General features: G+C 73.3%; 2 protein-coding genes. One reads left to right on the forward strand and one right to left on the reverse strand.

The features are described 5' to 3' along the window. Positions 1-7: 7 nt before the first annotated feature. Positions 8-18,892, reverse strand: coding sequence for an amino acid adenylation domain-containing protein (locus ACWD26_RS15755; protein ID WP_451270563.1), 18,885 nt, complete (start codon positions 18,890-18,892; stop codon positions 8-10). Positions 18,893-19,089: 197 nt separating this feature from the next. Here ACWD26_RS15755 and ACWD26_RS15760 point away from each other — a divergent pair, with 197 nt between their 5' ends. Beyond that, entirely contained in the window at positions 19,090-20,130 is a 1,041-nt protein-coding gene (locus ACWD26_RS15760) for a FecCD family ABC transporter permease (RefSeq protein WP_451270237.1), read from the forward strand. Positions 20,131-20,252: the final 122 nt, after the last annotated feature.

Raw genomic sequence — 20,252 nt, forward strand, 5'->3', positions numbered from 1 at the left:
CTCTTCCTCATTTCGGGTTCCGCTCCGCCCACACGACGAGCCCGCGCAGGGCCCGGAACCAGGTCTCGGCGAGATCCTGGACCGTCTCGCGTGGCAGCAGTCCCTCCAGATACGACCAGTGCGCGGCCAGCACCGGCCCGTCCGCCCGGTCCTCGGTCACCACGTTGATCTCCAGCGCGTGACCCTCCCGCATCGAACCCTCCGGCCCGATGTCCGCCGCGTCCTCCTCCGGCGCGTACGACCAGTCCGTCTCCTCCGGGATGCCGAACCGGCCCAGGTAGTTGAACTCCACGCGCGCCGGCTCGTGGGCCGCCAGCGCCGCGCGCGTCCGCGGGTTGAGGTGCCGCAGCAGGCCGTACCCGACACCGTTCGCGGGCAACGACGCCAGATGCTCCCGCACCCGCCGTACGGCTTCCTCCGCCGCCCGGCCACCGGCGAACGCCTCGGCGATGTCCACCGGCCCCGGATCGAGCCGTACCGGGAAGACGCTGGTGAACCAGCCGACCGTACGGGACAGATCGACCCCGTCGCCGCCCAACTCCTCCTCGCGGCCGTGCCCTTCGAGGTCGACCAGGACCGAGGTGTCCGAACCGCCGTCCCGGCGCCGCCGGTCGGCGAAGGCGAGGCCGAGTCCGGCGAGCAGCACGTCGTTGACGGCGGCCCCGAACGCGGCCGGCACGGCCGACAGCAGGGGGCCGGTGTGCTCGGCGGGCATCCGGAGGACCACTTCGCGCCGGGTGGCGGTGGTGTCGCGGGCCGGATCGGGCTCCCGTACGAGCGGGAAGGGCTCCGAGTCCCCCTGCAAGATGCTCGCCCAGACGGGGAGTTCGGCTTCACGGGCCGGGTCCTGGGCCAGCTCGGTGAGCAGCCGCGACCAGCTTGCGAACGACGTCTCGACCGGGTCGAGACGCACCGGCCTCCCGGCGGAGACGTCCCGCCAGGCGGTGGCCAGGTCCGGCAGCAGCACGCGCCACGACACGCCGTCCACGACCAGGTGATGAGCCATCAGCAGCAGCCGGCCCGGCGCGTCGCCCGCGTCGAACCACACGGCCCTGACCATCACCCCCGCGTCGGGGGCGAGGAGCGCCCGGGCCGCGTGCGCCCGCTCGGCGACCACCTCGCCGAGAGCCGTCGCGTCGAGTCCGGCCACGTCCACCCGGTCGATCCACCCGGCGGCGTCGACCGCCCCGACGGCCGGCACATGCAGCGACCAGTTCTCGGTGGCGTCGGGCGCGGGCCGTACGAGGGTCGCCCGCAGCAGGTCGTGGCGGTCGGCGAGGGCCTGGAGCACCGCGGTCAGGCCGGGCAGGTCCAGTGCGGCGGGGGTGCGGACGAGCGCCGACTGGTGGTACGAGGCGAACGGGCCGCCCAGTTCGCGCAGCCAGTGCATGACCGGGGTGAGGGGCACGATGCCGGTGCCGTCGTCCTCGGGGCGGTGAGCGGTCGTCCCCACCGTCTCGGCGACCGCGCCCAGCGCCGCCACCGTGCGATGACGGAACACCAGCCGGGGGGTGATGCGGACGCCCGCCGCACGCGCACGGCCGACGAGCTGCATCGCGACGATGCTGTCACCGCCGAGGGTGAAGAAGTCGTCGTCCACGCCCACCCGTTCCAGCCCGAGGACGTCGGCGAAGACGGCGCAGAGCGTCCTCTCCACCTCGGTGGCGGGCGCGCGGCCCGACGACAGGGCGGAGAAGTCGGGCGCGGGCAGCGCGGCCCGGTCGAGCTTGCCGTTCGCCAGCTCCGGGAACCGGTCGAGGGCCACGACGGCCGCCGGGACCATGTGGTCGGGGAGCCGGGCGGCGACCTGGGCGCGCAGCGCCGCCGGGTCCGGGACTGCGCCCGGGGACGACGGGATCACGTACGCGACGAGCAGTTTGCGCGGGCCCTCCTGACGGACCGTCACCAGCGCCTGGCCCACGGCGGGATGGGCGGCGAGCACGGACTCGATCTCCGCCGGCTCGATACGGAAGCCACGGATCTTGACCTGGTCATCCGCCCGGCCGAGATAGTCAAGCCGTCCGTCGGCCGTCCAGCGGGCCAGGTCGCCCGTCCGGTACAGCCGCGAACCGGGCATCCCGAACGGGTCGGCCACGAACCGCTCGGCCGTCAGCCCGGGAGCGCCCAGATAGCCACGGGCGAGACCGCCGCCCGCGAGGTACAGCTCTCCGGTGACACCGGGCGGCACGGGCTGGAGGAGCCCGTCCAGGACGTACGCCCGGGTACCGGCCACCGGCCGGCCCACGAGCGGGCGTTCGCTGTCCCCGACCCGTCCCACCAGGGCGTCCACGGTCGACTCGGTCGGCCCGTAGAGGTTGAACGCCTCGGTGCCGCGCAGCTCGGCCAGCCGCCGCCACAGCGCGATCGGGACGGCCTCGCCGCCCACACCGACCACGGCGAGCGGGCAGTCGTCGTCGAGCGTCAGGCCGCTGTCGGCCATCTGGGCGAAGAACGACGGGGTGACCTCCAGGAAGTCGAACCGGTGCCGGACCACGGCCGCGGCGAGCAGTTCGGGGTCGCGCCGCACCTCCTCGGACACGATGTGCACACAGTGCCCGTCCAGCAGCCACAGCTGGGGCTGCCAGGACGCGTCGAAGAAGAACGACCAGGCGTGCCCCGCCCGGAGATGGCGCCGGCCGGTCGCCTCGACGGCCGGCGCGTAGAGCGTCTCGCGGTGGCTGTGGAACAGATTGCCCAGCGTCTCGTGGGTGATCACCACCCCCTTGGGGCGGCCGGTGGAGCCCGAGGTGTAGATGACGTACGCCGGGTGACGCGGCGTCAGAACACCGGTCCGGTCGGCGTCGGTGAGGTCCGTGGCCTCCCGGGCCGCGATCCGGTCGGCGGTGGCGGGATCGTCGAGCACCAAGGGCTCGGCGTCCGGTGGCAGGGCCGCCCGCAGTTCCCGGGTGGTGAGCGTCAGCACGGGCCGGGCGCCGTCGAGGACGTCCGCCGTACGTTCCGCCGGCGCGTCGGGGTCCAGCGGCAGGTAGGCCGCACCCGCCTTGTGCACGGCCAGCACGGCCACCAGGAACCGTGCGGTGCGCGGCAGCGCGAGAGCGACGAACCGCTCGGGCCCGGCGCCGAGTTCGACCAGCAGCCGAGCCAGGCGATTGGCTTCCGCGTTCAGTTCGGCGAAGGTCAGCTCCATGCCGTCCGAGGCGACGGCGGGCAGGCCCGGGTGCAGCCGTGCCCGCTCCTCGAAGAGCGCGGGCACGGTCGTCGGCCCCGCGACGAGCGGTCGGCTCTGCCAGCCGTCGGTCAGCTGCCGCCGCTCGTCCGCGTCGAGGATGTCGATGCGTCCGAGCGTCAGGTCCGGGTCGGCGACGACGGCCCGCAGGAGGCGCCGCAGCCGGTCGGCGAAGGACTGCGCGGTCGCGTGGTCGAACAGGTCGGCGCTGTACTCCAGCACACCGTCGACACCGCTGCCGTCGCCGCGCTCCACGAAGTCGAAGGACAGGTCGAACTTCGCGGTGGAGTTGACTACTTCGTCCCGGCGGGCCCGCAGCCCCGGCAGTCCGTCGTCCTCGTCGCCGGCCGCCAGATAGACGACCATCACCTGGAACAGGGGGTGCCGGGCCAGCGACCGGGCCGGGTTCAGCACCTCCACCAGCCGCTCGAACGGAACCTCCTGGTGGTCGAAGGCGGCCAGGTCGGCTTCCCGCACCCGGCCCAGCAGCTCCCGGAACGTGGGCTCGCCGGACGTGTCCGTCCGCAGCACCAGCGTGTTGAGGAAGAACCCGACCAGGTCCCCCAGCGCCGCGTCGGTCCGCCCGGAGATCGGGCTGCCGAGGGGGATGTCGTGACCGGCGCCGAGTCGACTGAGCAGGGTCGCCACGGCGGCCTGCATCACCATGAACACACTGACACCGTGATCACGTGCCAACGTGTCGATCCGGGCCGCCAGTTCGGCGTCCAGCGAGAGATCGGCGGCTCCGCCCCGGTAGGTCGACTCCAGCGGGCGCGGCCGGTCGACGGGCAGGACCAGCTCCTCCGGCAGGTCGGCCAAAGCACGCCGCCAGTAGGAGATCTGACGTGCCGCCAGGCTCGCCGGGTCCTTCTCGTCACCGAGGACGTCCCGCTGCCACAGGGTGTAGTCGGCGTACTGGAGCGGCAGCGGCTCCCACGTGGGCGCCCGTCCCGCCGTACGGGCCGCGTAGGCGATCGCCAGGTCCCGGTTCAGCGGGCCCTGCGACCACTCGTCACCGGCGATGTGGTGCAGCAGGAGCAGCAGCGTCCACTCCCCGGGGCCCGTGCGGAACACATGTACGCGCAACGGCAGTTCACGGTCCAGCTCGAAGCCGTACGCCCCCGCCCGCGCCAACCGCTCGGCGAGCCGCCCGGCGTCCGTGTCCTCCACCTCGAACGGCACCAGCACGTCGTCCGCGTCCAGCACCCGCTGGTAGGCCCGCCCCTCCTCGTCGGGGAAGACCGTGCGCAGCGTCTCGTGCCGTACGACGAGATCGTGCACGGCCGCCCGCAACGCCTCGACGTCCAGCTCACCGGTCAGCCGCCAGGCCGAGGGGATGTTGTACGTCGCACTCGGGCCCTCCACCTGGTACAGCACCCACAGGCGGCGCTGGGCCGACGACAGCGGCAGCCGCTCGGGACGCGCCCGCGTCCCGAGCGCCGGCCGGGCCCGGACATCGGCCGTGGAGCCCTCGGCCAGCCGCCGCGCGAGCCGGGTCACCGTCGGCGCGTCGAAGACCGCACGCAGCGACACCTCCGCCCCGAACGCCGCCCGCACCCCGGCGACCAGCCGCATCGCCAGCAGCGAGTGGCCGCCCAGGGCGAAGAAGTCGTCGTCGACGCCGACCCGGTCCACGCCCAGCACGTCCGCGAACAGACCGCAGAGGATCTCCTCACGGGGGTCACGCGCCCGGCCGCCGGTGCCGCTGCCCGCCCCGAAGTCGGGCGCGGGCAGCGCCCGGCGGTCCAGCTTGCCGTTGGGCGTCAGCGGCAGCGCGTCGAGGACGACGACGGCCGCGGGGACCATGTGCTCGGGCAGGGCGGCTGCGGTGTGGGCCCGCAGCACCGCCGGGTCGGCCGTCTGTCCGGTGACGGGGACGACGTACGCGACGAGGCGCTGCTCGTGCGGGACGACGACCGTGTGGGCCACGGACCCGTGCCGGGCGAGTACGGCCTCGATCTCGCCGGGCTCGACGCGCACGCCACGGATCTTGACCTGGTGGTCGCTGCGGCCGAGGAAGTCGAGTGTGCCGTCCGGCCGCCAGCGGGCCAGGTCGCCCGTGCGGTACATCCGGGCACCGGGGCCGCCGCAGGGGTCCGCGACGAACCGCTCGGCCGTGAGACCCGGGCGGTCGAGGTAGCCCCGGGCGAGCTGGACGCCCGCCAGATACAGCTCACCCGCCACACCCGGCGGCACCGGCCGCAGCGCCGCGTCCAGGACGTACGCCCGGGTGTTCCACACGGGACGCCCGATCACCACCCGGTCGGCTCCCGGCACCACCTGGCCCGCCGTGACGTCGACCGAGGCCTCCGTAGGCCCGTACAGGTTGTGCAGTTGCGCCGGCAGCACCGCGTGGAAGCGCTCCGCCACGGGCAGGGGCAGTGCTTCACCGCTGCACAGCACCCGCCGCAGGCTCGTGCACCGCGCGACGGTCGGCTCCTCCAGGAACACCTGGAGCATCGACGGTACGAAGTGCGCGGTCGTCACACCCTGTTCACGGATCAGCTCCGCCAGATACGCCGGGTCCTTGTGGCCCTCCGGCCGGGCGACCACCAGCGCGGCCCCCGTGATCAGCGGCCAGAAGAACTCCCACACCGACACATCGAAGCCGGACGGGGTCTTCTGCAGCACCCGGTCGTCGGCGCCGAGACCGTACGCGTCCCGCATCCACAGCAGCCGGTTGACGATGCCCTCGTGCGGCACGACCACCCCCTTGGGGCGACCGGTCGAACCGGAGGTGTAGATCACATAGGCCGGGCTCGACGGGGCGTACGTGGTGGGAAGTTCGCCCTCCGGTCCCTGAGGCAGCGCGTCCTCGACGACGCACACCGGCCGGGCCTCCTCCAGCATGAGCGCCATCCGCTCCCGTGGCTGGTCGGCGTCCAGCGGCAGATAGGCGCCACCCGCCCGGTGCACCGCCAGTAGGGCCACGACCAGGTCCACCGAACGCGGCAGCGCCACCGCCACCGTGCGCTCCGGGCCCACGCCCATCCCGGCCAGGACACGTGCCGTCCGCTCCACCCGTGCGTCCAGCTCCGCGTACGTCAGCCGCTGGTCGTCGTGGACGAGAGCGAGCGCGTCCGGCGTCCGCGCCACCTGCGCGCGGAACAGCTCCGGCAGAGTCGTCGCGGGTACGTCGTGCCCGGTGTCGTTCCACCGGACGAGCACCGACTCCCGCTCGGCCTCCTCCAGTACCTCCAGATCCCTCACGGGGGTGTCCGGTGCGACGGCGACCTGCTCCAGCAGCCGCGCCAGGCGCCCCGCCATGCGCTGGGCCGTCGCCTCGTCGCACAGGTCGAGCGCGTACTCCAGCAGCAGGGTGAGGCGACCTGGGCCCACCTCGTCCACGAACGTGAAGTGGAGGTCGAACTTGGCCATGCCCGTGTCCATGTCGAACCACTCGGTCGGCACACCGAACACATCCGGGTCGCCATCGGGCCGGTAGTGGTAGCCCAGCATGACCTGGAAGAGCGGATTGCGGCCGGCGACCCGAGGGGGATTCACGGCCTCGACGACGTGGTCGAAGGGGAGGTCCTGGTTCTCGAACGCCTCCAGGGCCGACTCCCGGACCCGCTCGAGGAGCTGGGTGAAGGTCAGGCCGGACTCCCCGTCCGACAGATCCGTGCGCAGCACCAGCGTGTTCACGAAGAACCCGACCAGATCGTCCAGCGCGTCGTCCGTGCGCCCCGCGATGGGCGCCCCCAGCGGAATGTCGTCGCCGGCGCCGAGCCGGTGCAGCAGCGCAGCCGTGGCCGCCTGGAACAGCATGAACATACTGGTGTTCGCGGCACCGGACAGCTCCCGCAGGGCCCGGGCCGTGGCGGGGGAGAGGTCCAGGCGCACCTTGCCGCCACGCCCGGTCGGCTCGTCCGGTCGGGGCCGGTCGAGGGGCAGGGGCAGTTCCTCCGGCAGGTCGCGCAGGGTCTCGGTCCAGTAAGCCAGCTGTGCCTCGCCGACCTGACCGAGCAGCGTGTCCTGCCAGAGCGTGTAGTCGGCGTACTGGACCGGCAGCGGCACCCACCGCGGTGCGCGGCCCTCGGCACGGGCCCGGTACGCGGTGGTGAGGTCCCCGAGGAACGGCCGGTCCGACCACTCGTCGGTGGTGATGTGATGCAGCACGAGCGCCACCACCTGGTCACCGTCGCCCAGCCTCAACACCTCGGCACGTACCGGGAGTTCGGTGGTCAGGTCGAAGGGCCGCCGCTGAGCCGCCTCGATCCGCGCGGCCAACTCGTCCTCGGTGACCTCGCGGACCTGGAACTCGGGCTCGGCCGCGCCCGGCGGCACGATCCACTGGTAGGGCTCGCCCTCCTCCTCCAGAAACCGTGTCCGCAACGCCTCATGACGGTCCGCCACATCAGTCAGCGCGGCCCGCAGCGCGTCGAGGTCCAGTTCGCCGCGCAGCCGGAAGACGAGCGGGAAGTTGTACGCCACCGCCCCACCGGTGATGCGCTCCACCAGCCACAGCCGCCGCTGGGCCGCCGACAGCGGAATGCGCGCGGGCCGCTCGGCCACCGGGCGCAGCACGGGCCGCGCGGGCCGGCCGCCCTCCGCCCGCAGCGCCAGCGCCTCGGGGGTGGGCGCCTCGAACAGGTCACGGATCGCCAGCTCGGCGCCCAGTTCGGTGCGGGCCCGGCTGATCAGCCGGGTCGCGAGCAGCGAGTGGCCGCCCAGGTCGAAGAAGTTGTCCTCCGCGCCGGTGCGGGGCAGCCCCAGCACCTCGGCGAAGAGCCGGCACAGCACCTCCTCGACAGGGGTCGCCGGATCCCGCCCCTCCGACAGGGCCACCACCGGCTCGGCGTCCGGCAGCGCCCGGACGTCGAGCTTGCCGTTGTCGTTCATCGGCAGCCGGGGCAGCACCACGAAGGCGGCGGGCAGCATGTAGCCGGGCAGCCGCTGCCCGAGGTCGTCGCGGAGCCGCCTGATGAGCGCGGTGTGGCCGCGCCCCGCGGCCGGGGTGTTGGCGAACGGGGCGTCGCCGCGGTCGGCGCGCGGCCGGTACAGGCCCGCCGTGCGGGAGGTGTCGGTGCTGGGCACGAACACCGCCTCGTAGAAGCCGGGTTCCTCGGACCACGTGGTGAGCAACCGGTGGCCGCGTGCCTCGGCCACCTCCCGCAGATCCTCCGGCTCCACACCCGTCGCGGCGACGGGCGACGGCCGGCCGGTGTCCAGGGCACGCAGCCCGGCGAGGTCGCCGGCCGTGCGGGCGTCCGGGACGCCCCGCACCCGCAGCGGTCCGGAGCCGTCGAGCCGGGCGAGGAGCGCGTCCCGCCCGCTCCAGTCGACCGCCGGGACGCCGTCCAGCGAGAGTGCCGGATCCCCCTCGTACAGCACCACGTCGTACCGGTAGCGGGTCAGTTCGTTGTGGTGGCGGCCCGCCTTGGTGCGCAGGTCGACGCCGACACCGAGGGTGGTGAACCAGTCCGGGTCGACGAGGAGTTCCTTCTCCAGGGCGAGCCCGCGCTCCACGGCGCGACGCACTGCCTCGGGCTCCGCGTCCGCGTCGACGCGGGCGGCCTGGATGCCTGCCTGGAACACGCGGGCCTGCCGCAGATCGCGCACGTCACCGAGGAACAGCGCGCCGCCCGGTGCCAGCAGCCTCAACGCACCCCGGATCACCTTGCGCAGATGGTCCAGGCTGGGGAAGTACTGCACGACGGAGTTGATGACGACCGTGTCGAAGAAGCCGGTCGGCAGCCCGTCGGTGACCTCCGCCGGCTGGCAGCGCAGCTCCACCTTCCGCGCCAGCTCGGGGTCGGCCCGCAGTTCGTCGCCGAGCTTGCGGATGACGGGCGCGGCGAAGTCCGTCGCCCAGTACGCCTCGGCGTCCGGGGCGAGCCGCGACAGCAGCAGACCCGAACCGACGCCGATCTCCAGGATGCGACGAGGCCGCAGCTCGCGGACGCGTTCGACCGTCGCCTCGCGCCACTCGCGCATGTGCTCCAGCGGGATCGGCTCGCCGTCGTAGGAGCTGTCCCAGCCCGCGAAGTCCTCGGTGAAGAGGGCGGTGCCGATCTCGGTGTACTCGGCGGAGTAGATCTCCCGCCACTCCCCGATCTGCTCCCGCTCGGCCGACTCCCTGGCGCCCGCGTCGGGTTCGGCCGGGACGACGTACCCGACGAGCCGCTTCGTTCCGGGCGCGGAGGTGTCGTCGCGGGCGATCACGGCGGCCTGCGACACCTCGGGATGCTGCGCGAGCGCGGTCTCGATCTCGCCCAGCTCCACCCGGTAGCCCCGGATCTTGATCTGGTCGTCGGTACGGCCGAGGAAGTCCAGGTTGCCGTCCGGGCGGCGGCGTACCAGGTCACCGGTGCGGTACATGCGCTCGCCCGGCTGCCCGTACGGGTCCGCCACGAACCGCTCGGCGGTCAGGCCGGGCCGGTCGAGGTAGCCGCGCGCCAGACCGACGCCCGCGATGTACAGCTCGCCCGCCACACCGTCCGGCACCGGCCGCAACCATGTGTCCAGGACGCGGGCCCGGGTGGCGCGGATCGGGCGGCCCACGGTCGGGGTCGCGCTGTCCTGCGTACCACCGCCGAGCGTGTTGATCGTGTACTCGGTCGGACCGTACAGGTTGTAGCCGTACGTGCCCTCCGTGTCCCGCAGCGTGTTCCACACCGTCTCGGTGACGGCCTCGCCGCCGAGCAGCACCAGCGGCGGCCGGTGGCCCTCCAACAGGCCCTCCTCGATGAGGAGATGGGCGTAGGTGGGGGTCACGTTGACGACGTCGACGCGGTGTTCCTCGCAGTACGCCACCAGCGCGGTCGCGTCCCGCCGCAACTCCTCGTCGCAGACGTGGACCTCATGCCCCTCGACGAGCCACAGCAGTTCCTCCCAGGACATGTCGAACGCGAACGACACGGTGTGCGCGATCCGCAGCCGCCGCCCGCCCGCCGACGCGATCGCCGGGGCGAAGATCTCCTTCTGGTGGTTGAGCTGCATGTTGGTCAGGCCGACGTACGGGGTGACGACACCCTTGGGGCGGCCCGTCGAGCCGGAGGTGTAGATGACGTACGCCGGGTGGTCCAGGCTGAAGGACACCGACACCGGGTCGGCCGGCAGGCCCGCCAGCTCGGCCGCCACCGCCGGGTCGTCGAGCAGCACACGCGGCGTGTCGCCCGTCAGCGTCCGCGACACGCCCCGCGTGGACAGCAGGAGCAGCGGGCGGGCGTCCGCCAGCATCAGCGACAGTCGCTCGGCCGGATGGTCGAGCTCCAGCGGCAGGTACGCCGACCCCGTGCGCAGCACCGCGAACAGCGCCACCACCATGTCGATCGAGCGCGGCAGCCCCAGCGCGACGACCCGTTCGGGTCCGGCGCCCCGCGCGATCAGCAGCCGCGCCATGCGGTTGCAGCGCGCGTCGAGCTCCGCGTACGTGAGGGTCTGCGCGCCGAAGACCAGGGCGGTCGCGTCCGGGGTGCGGGCGGCCTGCGCGGCCAGCATGTCCGCCACCGTCTCGTGCGGCACGGGCTGTCGCTGCCCGGACTCCTCGCGGGCGAGCGCGGCGGCCTCGGCGGGCAGCAGGGGGTCCAGGGAGCCGACGGGGGCGTACGGGTCGGCCACCAGCCGGTCGACCAGCAGCACGAAACGGTCCAACAGGCGTCGCGCGTAAGCGCCTTCCAGCAGGTCGGGCCGGTAGGCCAGCGTCACCCGGACCCGCTCACCGGGCGTCACCACCAGGTTCGCCGGATAGTGGGTGGCGTCCACATTGGCCACGGCCGTCGCGCCGTGCCGCTCGCGCAGCTCGGCCAGCCGCTCCTCGGTGTCGCCGTTGCGCAGCACGAACAACGTGTCGAACAGCCGCCGGTGACCGGTCTCCGCCTGGAGCACACCCAGGCCCAGGTACTCGTACGGCATGACCTCCAGCCGCTCGCTTTGGATGCGGCGCAGCAGAGCGAGGACCGGCTCACGGGGGTCGAAGGCGATGCGCGCGGGGACGGTGTTGAGGAACATGCCGATGACGTTCTCGACGTCCGGAACCTCGCTCGGCCGCCCGGCGACCGTCGTACCGAACGCGATGTCGGTACGGCCCGTCGCGCCGGCCAGGACCAGGCCCCAGGCCGCGTTGAGGACGGTGTTGAGGGTCAGGCCGTGGCCTCGCGCGATGCCGCGCAGCCGCTCGGCGACCGTCGCGTCGAGCACGGCCTCCAGATGCTCGGGGATCACCGGCTCCCGGTCCCGGTCGGAGGCGGCCGGCACCAGGAGCGTGGGCTCCTCGAAGCCGGACAGGGCCGCCCGCCAGGCCCGCGTCGCCTCGGTGTCGTCCTGCCGCTCCAGCCAGGTCAGGTAGTCACGGTACGAACCGGGACGGGCGAGGCCCGCCGGGTCGCCACCGCTCTCGTACAACGCGAACAGCTGGTCGAGGAAGAGCCAGGCCGACCAGCCGTCCCAGAGGATCAGATGACGGCCTACGATCAGCCGGTCGCCGCGCTCCTCACCGAGCCGCACGAGCAGCATCCGGAAGAGCAGAGGACGGGTGAGGTCGAAGCGCTGCGACCGCGACTCGGCCAGCAACTCGCCCATCCGCACGTCCTGTTCGGACTCCGGAAGCCCCGCCAGATCCACCTCCGTCAGCGGGATCTCGGCGTCCCGCACGATGAACTGCACCGGCTGGCGCAGCCCTTCGCTCGTGAACCCGGCCCGCAGGCTGGGGTTGCGGGCCAGCAGCGTGCGCACGGCGGCCGACAGCCGCCCGGCGTCCACGCGGTCGGCGAAGTCGAAGGACTCGTGGACCGTGTACACGTCCAGCGAGCTGTCGTCGAAGTTCGAGTGGAAGAAGAGGCCCTCCTGGAGCGGGGCGAGAGGCCACACGTCCTCGATCCGGCCCGGTGCGAGCCGCTCGACCCGCTCCCGCTCCTCCTCGGTCAGCGCGAACGCGGCCACGGCGGGCGCGTCTTGGGCGGCTGTCTCCTCCACCTGGGCCGCCGCCGCGAGCGCCGCCGGTGTGCGGTGCTCGAACACCTCGCGCGGGCCGATCAGCAGACCCGCACGGCGGGCCCGGCTGGAGACGGCGATCGAGCTGATGCTGTCACCGCCGAGCAGGAAGAAGTCGTCGTCGACACCGACCTCCGCCAGCTTCAGCACCGCCGCGAAGATCTCGGTGAGCAGCCGCTCCCGAGGGCTGCCGGGGGCCCGGGTGACCGTGGCCCGTACCGCCTGCGGGGCGGGCAGCGCGGCCCGGTCGAGCTTGCCGCTGGGCGTGAGCGGCAGCGCGTCGAGGACCACCCAGGCGCCGGGAACCATGGGGGAGGGCAGGGAGCCGGCCAACGCCTCGCGGAGGTCTGTCACCTCGGCGCCGCCGGCGGGCACGACGTAGGCGACCAGCGCGTCCTCCCGTACCGTCACGGCGGCCTGCGCCACCTCCGGCAGGCGTACGAGCGCGGCCTCGATCTCGCCGAGTTCGACGCGGTTGCCGCGCAGCTTGACCTGCCGGTCGGTGCGGCCCAGGTACTCGATCACCCCGTCCGCGCGCCGCCGGACCAGGTCGCCGGTGCGGTACATACGGCTGCCCGGCGGGCCGTAAGGGTCGGCGGTGAACCGCTCCGAGGTCAGCGCCGGGCGGGCGTGGTAGCCACGGGCGAGCTGGACGCCGGTCAGATACAGCTCGCCGGGGACGCCCTCGGGGACGGGCCGCAGACAGGCGTCGAGGACCCGGAGGCCGGTGTTCCACACGGGACGACCGATGGGCACGGACGCGCCCTGCTCCTCGTGGGAGGCATCGGGGGCGTAGGGGTGGTACGTGACGTCGACGGCGGCCTCGGTCGGGCCGTAGAGGTTGTGCAGCGGCACGCCCGTCAGCGCGTGCCAGCGGCGCGCGGCGGTGACCGGCAGCGCCTCGCCGCTGCTCAGCACGCGCCGCAGCGACACCGACCAGGCGGGGTCGCCGGTGACCTCGTCGTGCTGGAGGAAGGCCTCCAGCATCGACGGCACGAAGTGCAGGGTCGTGATGGCCTGCTCGCGTACGAGGCGCGCCAGGTAGGCGGGGTCGCGGTGGCCGTCGGGGCGGGCGAGCACCACGGTCGCGCCTTCGAGGAGCGGCCAGAAGAACTCCCACACGGACACGTCGAAGCTGGACGGCGTCTTCTGCAGCACGCGGTCGTCCGGGCCCAGCCCGTACTCGCCCTGCGTCCACGCCAGCCGGTTCACGATGGCGCGGTGGGTGACGACGACCCCCTTGGGGCGTCCGGTCGAGCCGGAGGTGTAGATCAGATAGGCGGGGTCGTCGGGGCATGCGGCGACGGGGGCGACGGGGTTCCCTACGGGTTCGTCGTCCGGGGTGTCGAGCAACAGCACTGAAGGAACGTTCCGCTCGGGCGGCCGGGGCGGTTCCGGCAGCCGGTCCGCCGTCGTGGACAGGGTGACCACCGTCGTGGCGCCGGAATCGGCGAGCATATGGGTCACCCGGTCGGCCGGATAGTCCAGGTCCACCGGCAGGTAGGCGGCACCCGACTTCAGCACCCCGAGCAACGCCACCATCAGCTCCGCCGAGCGCGGTACGGCGACCGCCACGAAGGCCCCCGGCCCGGCACCCCGGCCGCGCAGCCGGACGGCCAACTCCTCGGCGCGGGCGTTTAGTTCGGCGTAGCTCAGTTGCTCGCCCTCGAAGACGACGGCCGTCGCCCCCGGCGTCCGTGCGACCTGCGCGGCGAACGCCTCGGCCAGGGTGGTCTCCGGTACGGGGCGTTCCTCGCCGGCGGGATGGGCGCCGAGCGCCTCGTCGGGGGAGAGCAGCACGACAGAGGCGGCCGTACGGTCCGGTGCCTCGGCGATGGCCTCCAGGACACGGACCAGGCGGTCGCCGAGGGCACGGACGGTGTCGCCGTCGAGGCGTTCCGCGTGGTGCTTGAGCCGCAGGTCGAGCCGGCGCCCGGGCTTGACGACGAGGGCGAGGGGATAGTGCACGGCGTCGTGGAAGGCGTCGCCGGTGATCCGTACGGTGCCCGACGTGTCCCGGAGGTCCGACTCGGCGGGGTAGTTCTCGAACACCACGAGGGTGTCGAAGAGTTCGCCCGAGCCCGCGTGCCCGGTGAGCCGCTGGATCTCGGCCAGGCCCAGATGCTGGTGGTCGAGCAGCCGGGCCTGCTCCTCCTGGAGACGGACGAGCAGAGCGGCGAGGGACTCGCCGGGTGCCCAACGGAAACGCGTCGGGAGGGTGTTGATGAACAGGCCCACCATCGAGGCGATGCCGTCGACCTCGCCGTCGCGCCCCGAGACCGTCGTGCCGAACACGACGTCGTCCCGGCCGGTGAGCCGGCCCAGCAGCATTCCCCACGCGCCCTGGACCACCGTGCCGAGGGTGACACCGTGCTCACGGGCCCGCTCGCCGAGCCGCGCGGTGGTCCGCTCGGACAGTTCCACCCGCACCTGCTCCGGGTGTACGGGGGCTTCGTCGGCCGGAGCGCCGACCAGCCGCGTCGGCTCGTCCAGCCCGGCGAGCGCGTCCCGCCAGGCGTCGCGGGCGGCGTCGCGGTCCTGCTCGGCGAGGCGGCGCAGGAAGCCGCGGTACGGGGCGACCTCGGGCAGCGGGGGCGCGTCGTCGCCGTAGAACGCCATCAGTTCGCGGTGCAACACCGGCAACGACCAGCCGTCCGCCACGATGTGATGGAAGGTCAGTACCAGGCGGCTGCGCTCCTCACCGAGCCGCACCAGGGCGCAGCGCAGCAGCGGCGGTGCGGCCAGGTCGAAGCCCCGGGCGCGCTCGTCGGCGGCCACGGCCTCGCCCAGCGTCTCCCGCACCTCCCCGTCCTGCGACGCGAGGTCGACCTCCCGCCACGGCAGTTCGGCGTCCCGCGTGATGACCTGCACCGGAGTGCCGTCCGGACGCCGGCGGAAGGCGGCCCGCAGCGGCGCGTGCCGGTCCAGCAGGCGTTGCGCGGCCCGGCGCAGCACGGAGCCGTCGACCGGCCCGGCGAGATCGATTACCTGCTGGACGACATACGTGTCCCCGCCGGCGCCGCCGGTGAGGGAGTGGAAGAAGAAGCCCTGCTGAAGCGGGGTGAGGGGAAGCAGTTCCTCGACCGGCAGCGGGTGCGTGCCCTGGATCCCGGCGAGTTCGCGCTCGTCGACCTCCACCAGCGGCACATCGGCGGTGTGCTCGTCGACACGCTCGACGGCGGCCTTCGCCAGGGCCTCGACCGTACGGTGCCGGAACACCTCACGGGTGGTGAGCTTGAGGCCCGACTCCCTTGCGCGGATGAGGAGTTGGATGGCGCTGATGCTGTCGCCGCCGAGCGCGAGGAAGTCGTCCTCGGCCGTCACCGCGTCCAGCCCCAGCACCTCGGCGTACAGCGAGCACAGCAGCTTCTCACGGGGGGTGCGCGCAGCGCGGCCGGAGCTCATCACCGCGTAGTCCGGCGCCGGCAGCGCTCTCCCGTCGATCTTGCCGCTGGGAGTGACCGGCAGGGTGTGCAGCGGGACGAACGCCGAGGGGACCATGTAGTCGGGCAGCCACTCGGCGGCATGCCCGCGCAGGGTCCGCATCAGCGCGCCGACGTCACGGAAGGGCGCGGGCCGGTTGGCGTGCGGATAGGCGTCGGCCGTCCGGTAGAGCGGGCCGAAGTCGCCGTCCAGCGTGAACACCGCGTCGAACGCACCGTCGTCGGCGCTTCCGTTCCAGGTGAGCGCCGCCCGGCAGCCGTGCTCCGCCGCCAGCGCGTGCACGTCCTCCGGGTCGGTCCCGGGTGCCGCCTCCTGGCTGCTGCCCTCCAGCCGCCGCAGATCCGCCAGGTCGTCCGCGAGGCGCGCGTTGGGCACACCGGTCACGCGCAGCCCGCTCGGGCGCCCGGCCAGCAGCCGTGCCAGACCGTCGAGCCCGCCGACGGTCGACCAGCGCACCTCCGGCACTGCCCGAGGGGCCGCCGGAGCCCCGGCGCGCAGCACGACGTCGTACCGGTACCGGCTCAGCTCGTTGTGGTGTGTGGCCCGTTTGATGCGGATCTCGGCGTCGAAGCCGTCCAGCGCGGCGAAGAAGTCCGGGTCGAGAAGGAGTTCGCCCTCCCAGCGCACCGACCGCTCGACGGCCGCCCGCAGTGCGCTCTTGTCCTCGTCCTCGTCACCGGTCGCCCTCCGGGCCTCCACCGCCGCGCGCAGCGGGCGCAGCAGCCGCAGGTTGCGGACGTCGCCGACGAAGATCCGGCCGCCGGGGGCCAGCAGCCCCGACACCTGGCGCAGCACGTCGGTCAGGTACTCCCCGCTGGGGAAGTACTGGGCGACCGAGTTGATCACGACCGTGTCGAAGTACCCGGCCGGCAGCCCGTCGATGTCGTGGGCGGGCTGGGCCCGCAGCTCGACCTTCGCGGCCAGCTCGGCGTCGGCGTCCACCTGCGCGCGCAGGGCCGCCACGGCCCGTGCCGACAGGTCGGTGCCCCAGTAGGCCTCGCAGCCGGGCGCGATCGCGGACAGGATCAGGCCGCTGCCGACGCCGATCTCCAACACGCGCCGTACGCCGCCGAGTTCACGGATGCGTTCGACGGTCGCGGCCCGCCATTCGCGCATCTCCTCGACGGGGATCGGCGTGCCGTCGTACATGCTGTTCCAGCCCGCGTAGTTCTCGCGGAGGCCGGAACCGGCAGCGCCCTGTCCGCCCGCGTCCTCGGCGCCGGCCGCGCCGTAGAGGAGGTCGTGCAGCTCCTTCCACTCCTCGACCCGGGTGTCCGGGTCCGCGTCGCGGGGCCCGTCGAGGGCGGGGACGACATAGGCGGCGAGGCGGCGGTCGCCGGGCCGGTCCTCGCGGACGACCACGGTGACCTGGTCGACGGCCGGATGGCCGCGCAGCACCGACTCGATCTCGCCCGGTTCGATACGGAAACCGCGGATCTTGACCTGCGCGTCGGCGCGCCCCAGGAACTCCAGCCGCCCGTCGGCCCGCCAGCGGACCAGGTCACCCGTGCGGTAGAGCCGTTCACCGGGCTCTCCGAACGGATCGGCGACGAACCGCTCGGCGGTCAGATCAGGCCGCCCGAGATAGCCCCGGGCCAGGCCCGAGCCGCCCAGATACAGCTCGCCGGTGACCCCGGCGGGCACGGGCCGCAGGAACGCGTCCAGGACGTACGCCCGGGTCCCCGGGTCGGGCACCCCGATCGGGACGATCGCCCCGGCCGGGATGTCCGGATCGCACAGCCCGAGCGTGGAGTTGGTGGTGGCCTCGGTCGGGCCGTAGGCGTTGAACATCATCCGGCCGCGCGCGTACCGCCCCACCAGCTCGGGGGAGACGCGCTCGGTGCCCGCCAGCAGGGTCGCGTTCGGCGGGAGTCGCACGTCGTCGGGCATGGCGGCGAGCAGCGCGGGCGGGAGAATCATGAAGGTGATGCCGTGCGCGTTCGCGTAGTCGGCGAGGGGCGCGCCGGGCACCCGCCGTTCCGCCGGTACGACGACGAGGCGGCCACCGGACAGCAGCCCGAGGCACAGGTCCCAGAAGGCCACGTCGAAGCTGGGCGAGGCGAACTGCAGCACCCGGCTGTGCGGGCCGATGCCGAACCGCTCGCTCTGGGTGGCCACCAGCTTCGCCACGCCGCCGTGCGCCAGGACGACACCCTTGGGGCGGCCGGTCGAGCCCGAGGTGTAGATCACGTAGGCGGCGTTCAGGACGGTCAGGGGCGCCCCGCGGTCCGCTTCGGTGGGGTCGTGGGCCGGGCGCAGCGCCAACTCCGCGGCCGTGCCGGGCGAGTCCAGCTCCAGGACCGTCATGTCGTCGGCCGGGTCGGGGAGGTCCCGCGCGGTCTCCCCGGTGGTCACCATGCAGACGGGCCGCGCGTCGCCGAGCATGTACGCGATCCGGTCCGCAGGGTAGTCGTGGTCGATCGGCAGATAGGCGGCGCCCGCCTTCATGACGGCCACCTCCGCCACGATCAGCTCGGCGGAACGCGGCAGCGCCAGGGCGACGATCCGCTCGGGACCGGCGCCCCGGGCGATCAGCGCGTGTGCCAGACGGTTGGCGCGCTCGTCCAGCTCGGCGTAGGTGAGTTCCTCGTCCTCGAAGATCAACGCCACCGCGTCCGGCCGCTGCCGCACCTGCGCGGCGAACATCGCGGGCCAGGTGTCCGCGGGCACCGCGTGCGCGGTGTCGTTCCAGTCGAGGACGACCTGGCGGTACTCCTCCGGCCCCATCAGATCGAGACGAGCCACCGGCGTGTCGGGCCGGGCCAGCGCGTCGGTGAGGAGCGTCCGGTAGTGCCCGAGGAGCCGCTCGATCGTCGTCCCGTCGAAGAGACCCGGCGGGTACGACGCCCGCGCCGAGCCCTCGTCCACCTCCAGCAGCACGTCGACCGGGGCCGGCAGCTCCCCGGCGGGCCGCGCGCCCGTGGCGAACGCCGTGTTGAAGAACAGGCCGCCGCCACGCGTCGGCCGGGGCCGCAGCTCCTCCACCAGGAGGCCGACCGGCACCCGGTGGGTCTCCGCCTCCTGCCACGCCTGGGTCACCCGCCGCACCAACTCGGCGAAGGTGGGCTCGTGTTCGACGGACACCCGCAGCGGAAGCCCACCATGACCCACCGTCAGATCCGTCGCCCCGGTGTAGCGGTGCAACAGGGCGGCGAACGCCGCGAGTCGTACGGCGTCGGGGGCGTCCGGAACATCCGGCAGCACACGCGTCTCCCGTTCGGGAAGCGGCTGCGGCGGATGGGGCCGATCGGCGGGCAGTGAGATCTCCAGCGGAAGCGGCGAGAGCAACCGCCGCCAATGGGCCAGGACTTCCTCGGAACCGCACACAGCAGTGAGCCTCCCCAGCGGGTCGGGGTCCCGGCCCTGGGCCGGGGTCGCCGACATACTAAGGTAAGGGTTACCTAATTCACAGGGTGCTCATGGAGAGTTACCCACGAGACGGAACGGCAATCGACGGAAGACCTACAGTTCAACCCGCGCTCGCCCTACAGTTAAGGCAAGCCTCATCAAAGAAAGTTGAAGACGTGGGGACCTCGACGGTCCGGGCGGCGAAAGGCCCCCGCGCGGTACTGCTGCTGACGCTCTCGGGCGCGGCCCTGCTCACGCTGTGCGCCCTGTCGATGGCGTTCGGCGCGCTCGGCGTCCCCCTCGACCAGGTGTGGCACACTCTGCTCGGCGACGCCCCCGACACCCGTGTCGACACCGTCATCTGGTCCGTACGCCTGCCGCGCACCGCCCTCGGCCTCGCCACCGGCGCCGCGCTCGGCCTCTCGGGCGCGCTGATGCAGGCCCTGACCCGTAATCCGCTCGCCGACCCGGGCATCCTCGGCGTCAGCGCGGGCGCGGCCTTCGCGGTCGTCCTGTCGGTCGGGGTGCTCGGCATCGGCTCGCTGTACGGGTACATCTGGTTCGCCTTCGCCGGCGCGTTCGTCGCGAGCGTCCTGGTCTACCTCCTCGGCGGGCTCGGCCGGTCCGGCTCCACCCCGGTCAAACTCGCCCTGGCCGGGGTCGCCGTGACCTCCCTGCTGTTCTCGCTGACCAGCGCCATCGCCCTCACCGACCCGGACGCCCTCAACCGCTACCGCTTCTGGAACGCGGGCTCCCTCGCCAACCAGGACGAGGAGGTCCTGCTGCGGGTCCTGCCGTTCCTGGCGGTCGGCGCGATCCTCGCCCTCGCCAGCGCGCCGGCCCTCAACCGCCTTGCGCTCGGCGACGACGTCGCGAAGTCGCTCGGGCTCAAGCTCGGCCTGGTCCGTGTCCAGGGGGTCGTGGCCATCACCCTGCTCACCGGGGGAGCGGTCGCCGTCATCGGGCCCGTCGTCTTCGTCGGCCTGGTGGTCCCGCACATCGCCCGCGTCCTCGCCCAACTCGCCGGCATCGGCCCGGACCACCGCTGGCTGCTGCCGCTCTCCGCCGTACTCGCGCCCTGCCTCCTCCTGGCCGCCGACATCGCCGGCCGACTCATCGCCCGCCCGACCGAGGTCCAGGCCGGCATCCTGGTTGCCTTCATCGGCGGCCCCTTCTTCATCGCCCTGGTCCGCCGCCGACGCCTCGCGGAGCTGTGAACGATGACTTCTCGACCGTGGAGACACGGAGGTGTGGCCGGGGAGGCGGGGGGTGCGGTGGTTGTGACCGTCGGGCCTTCGGATGCGGTGGTAGTGACCGCCGAGCTGCGGGCTTCGCGGCC

This window comes from Streptomyces sp. NPDC002787, assembly GCF_053592095.1.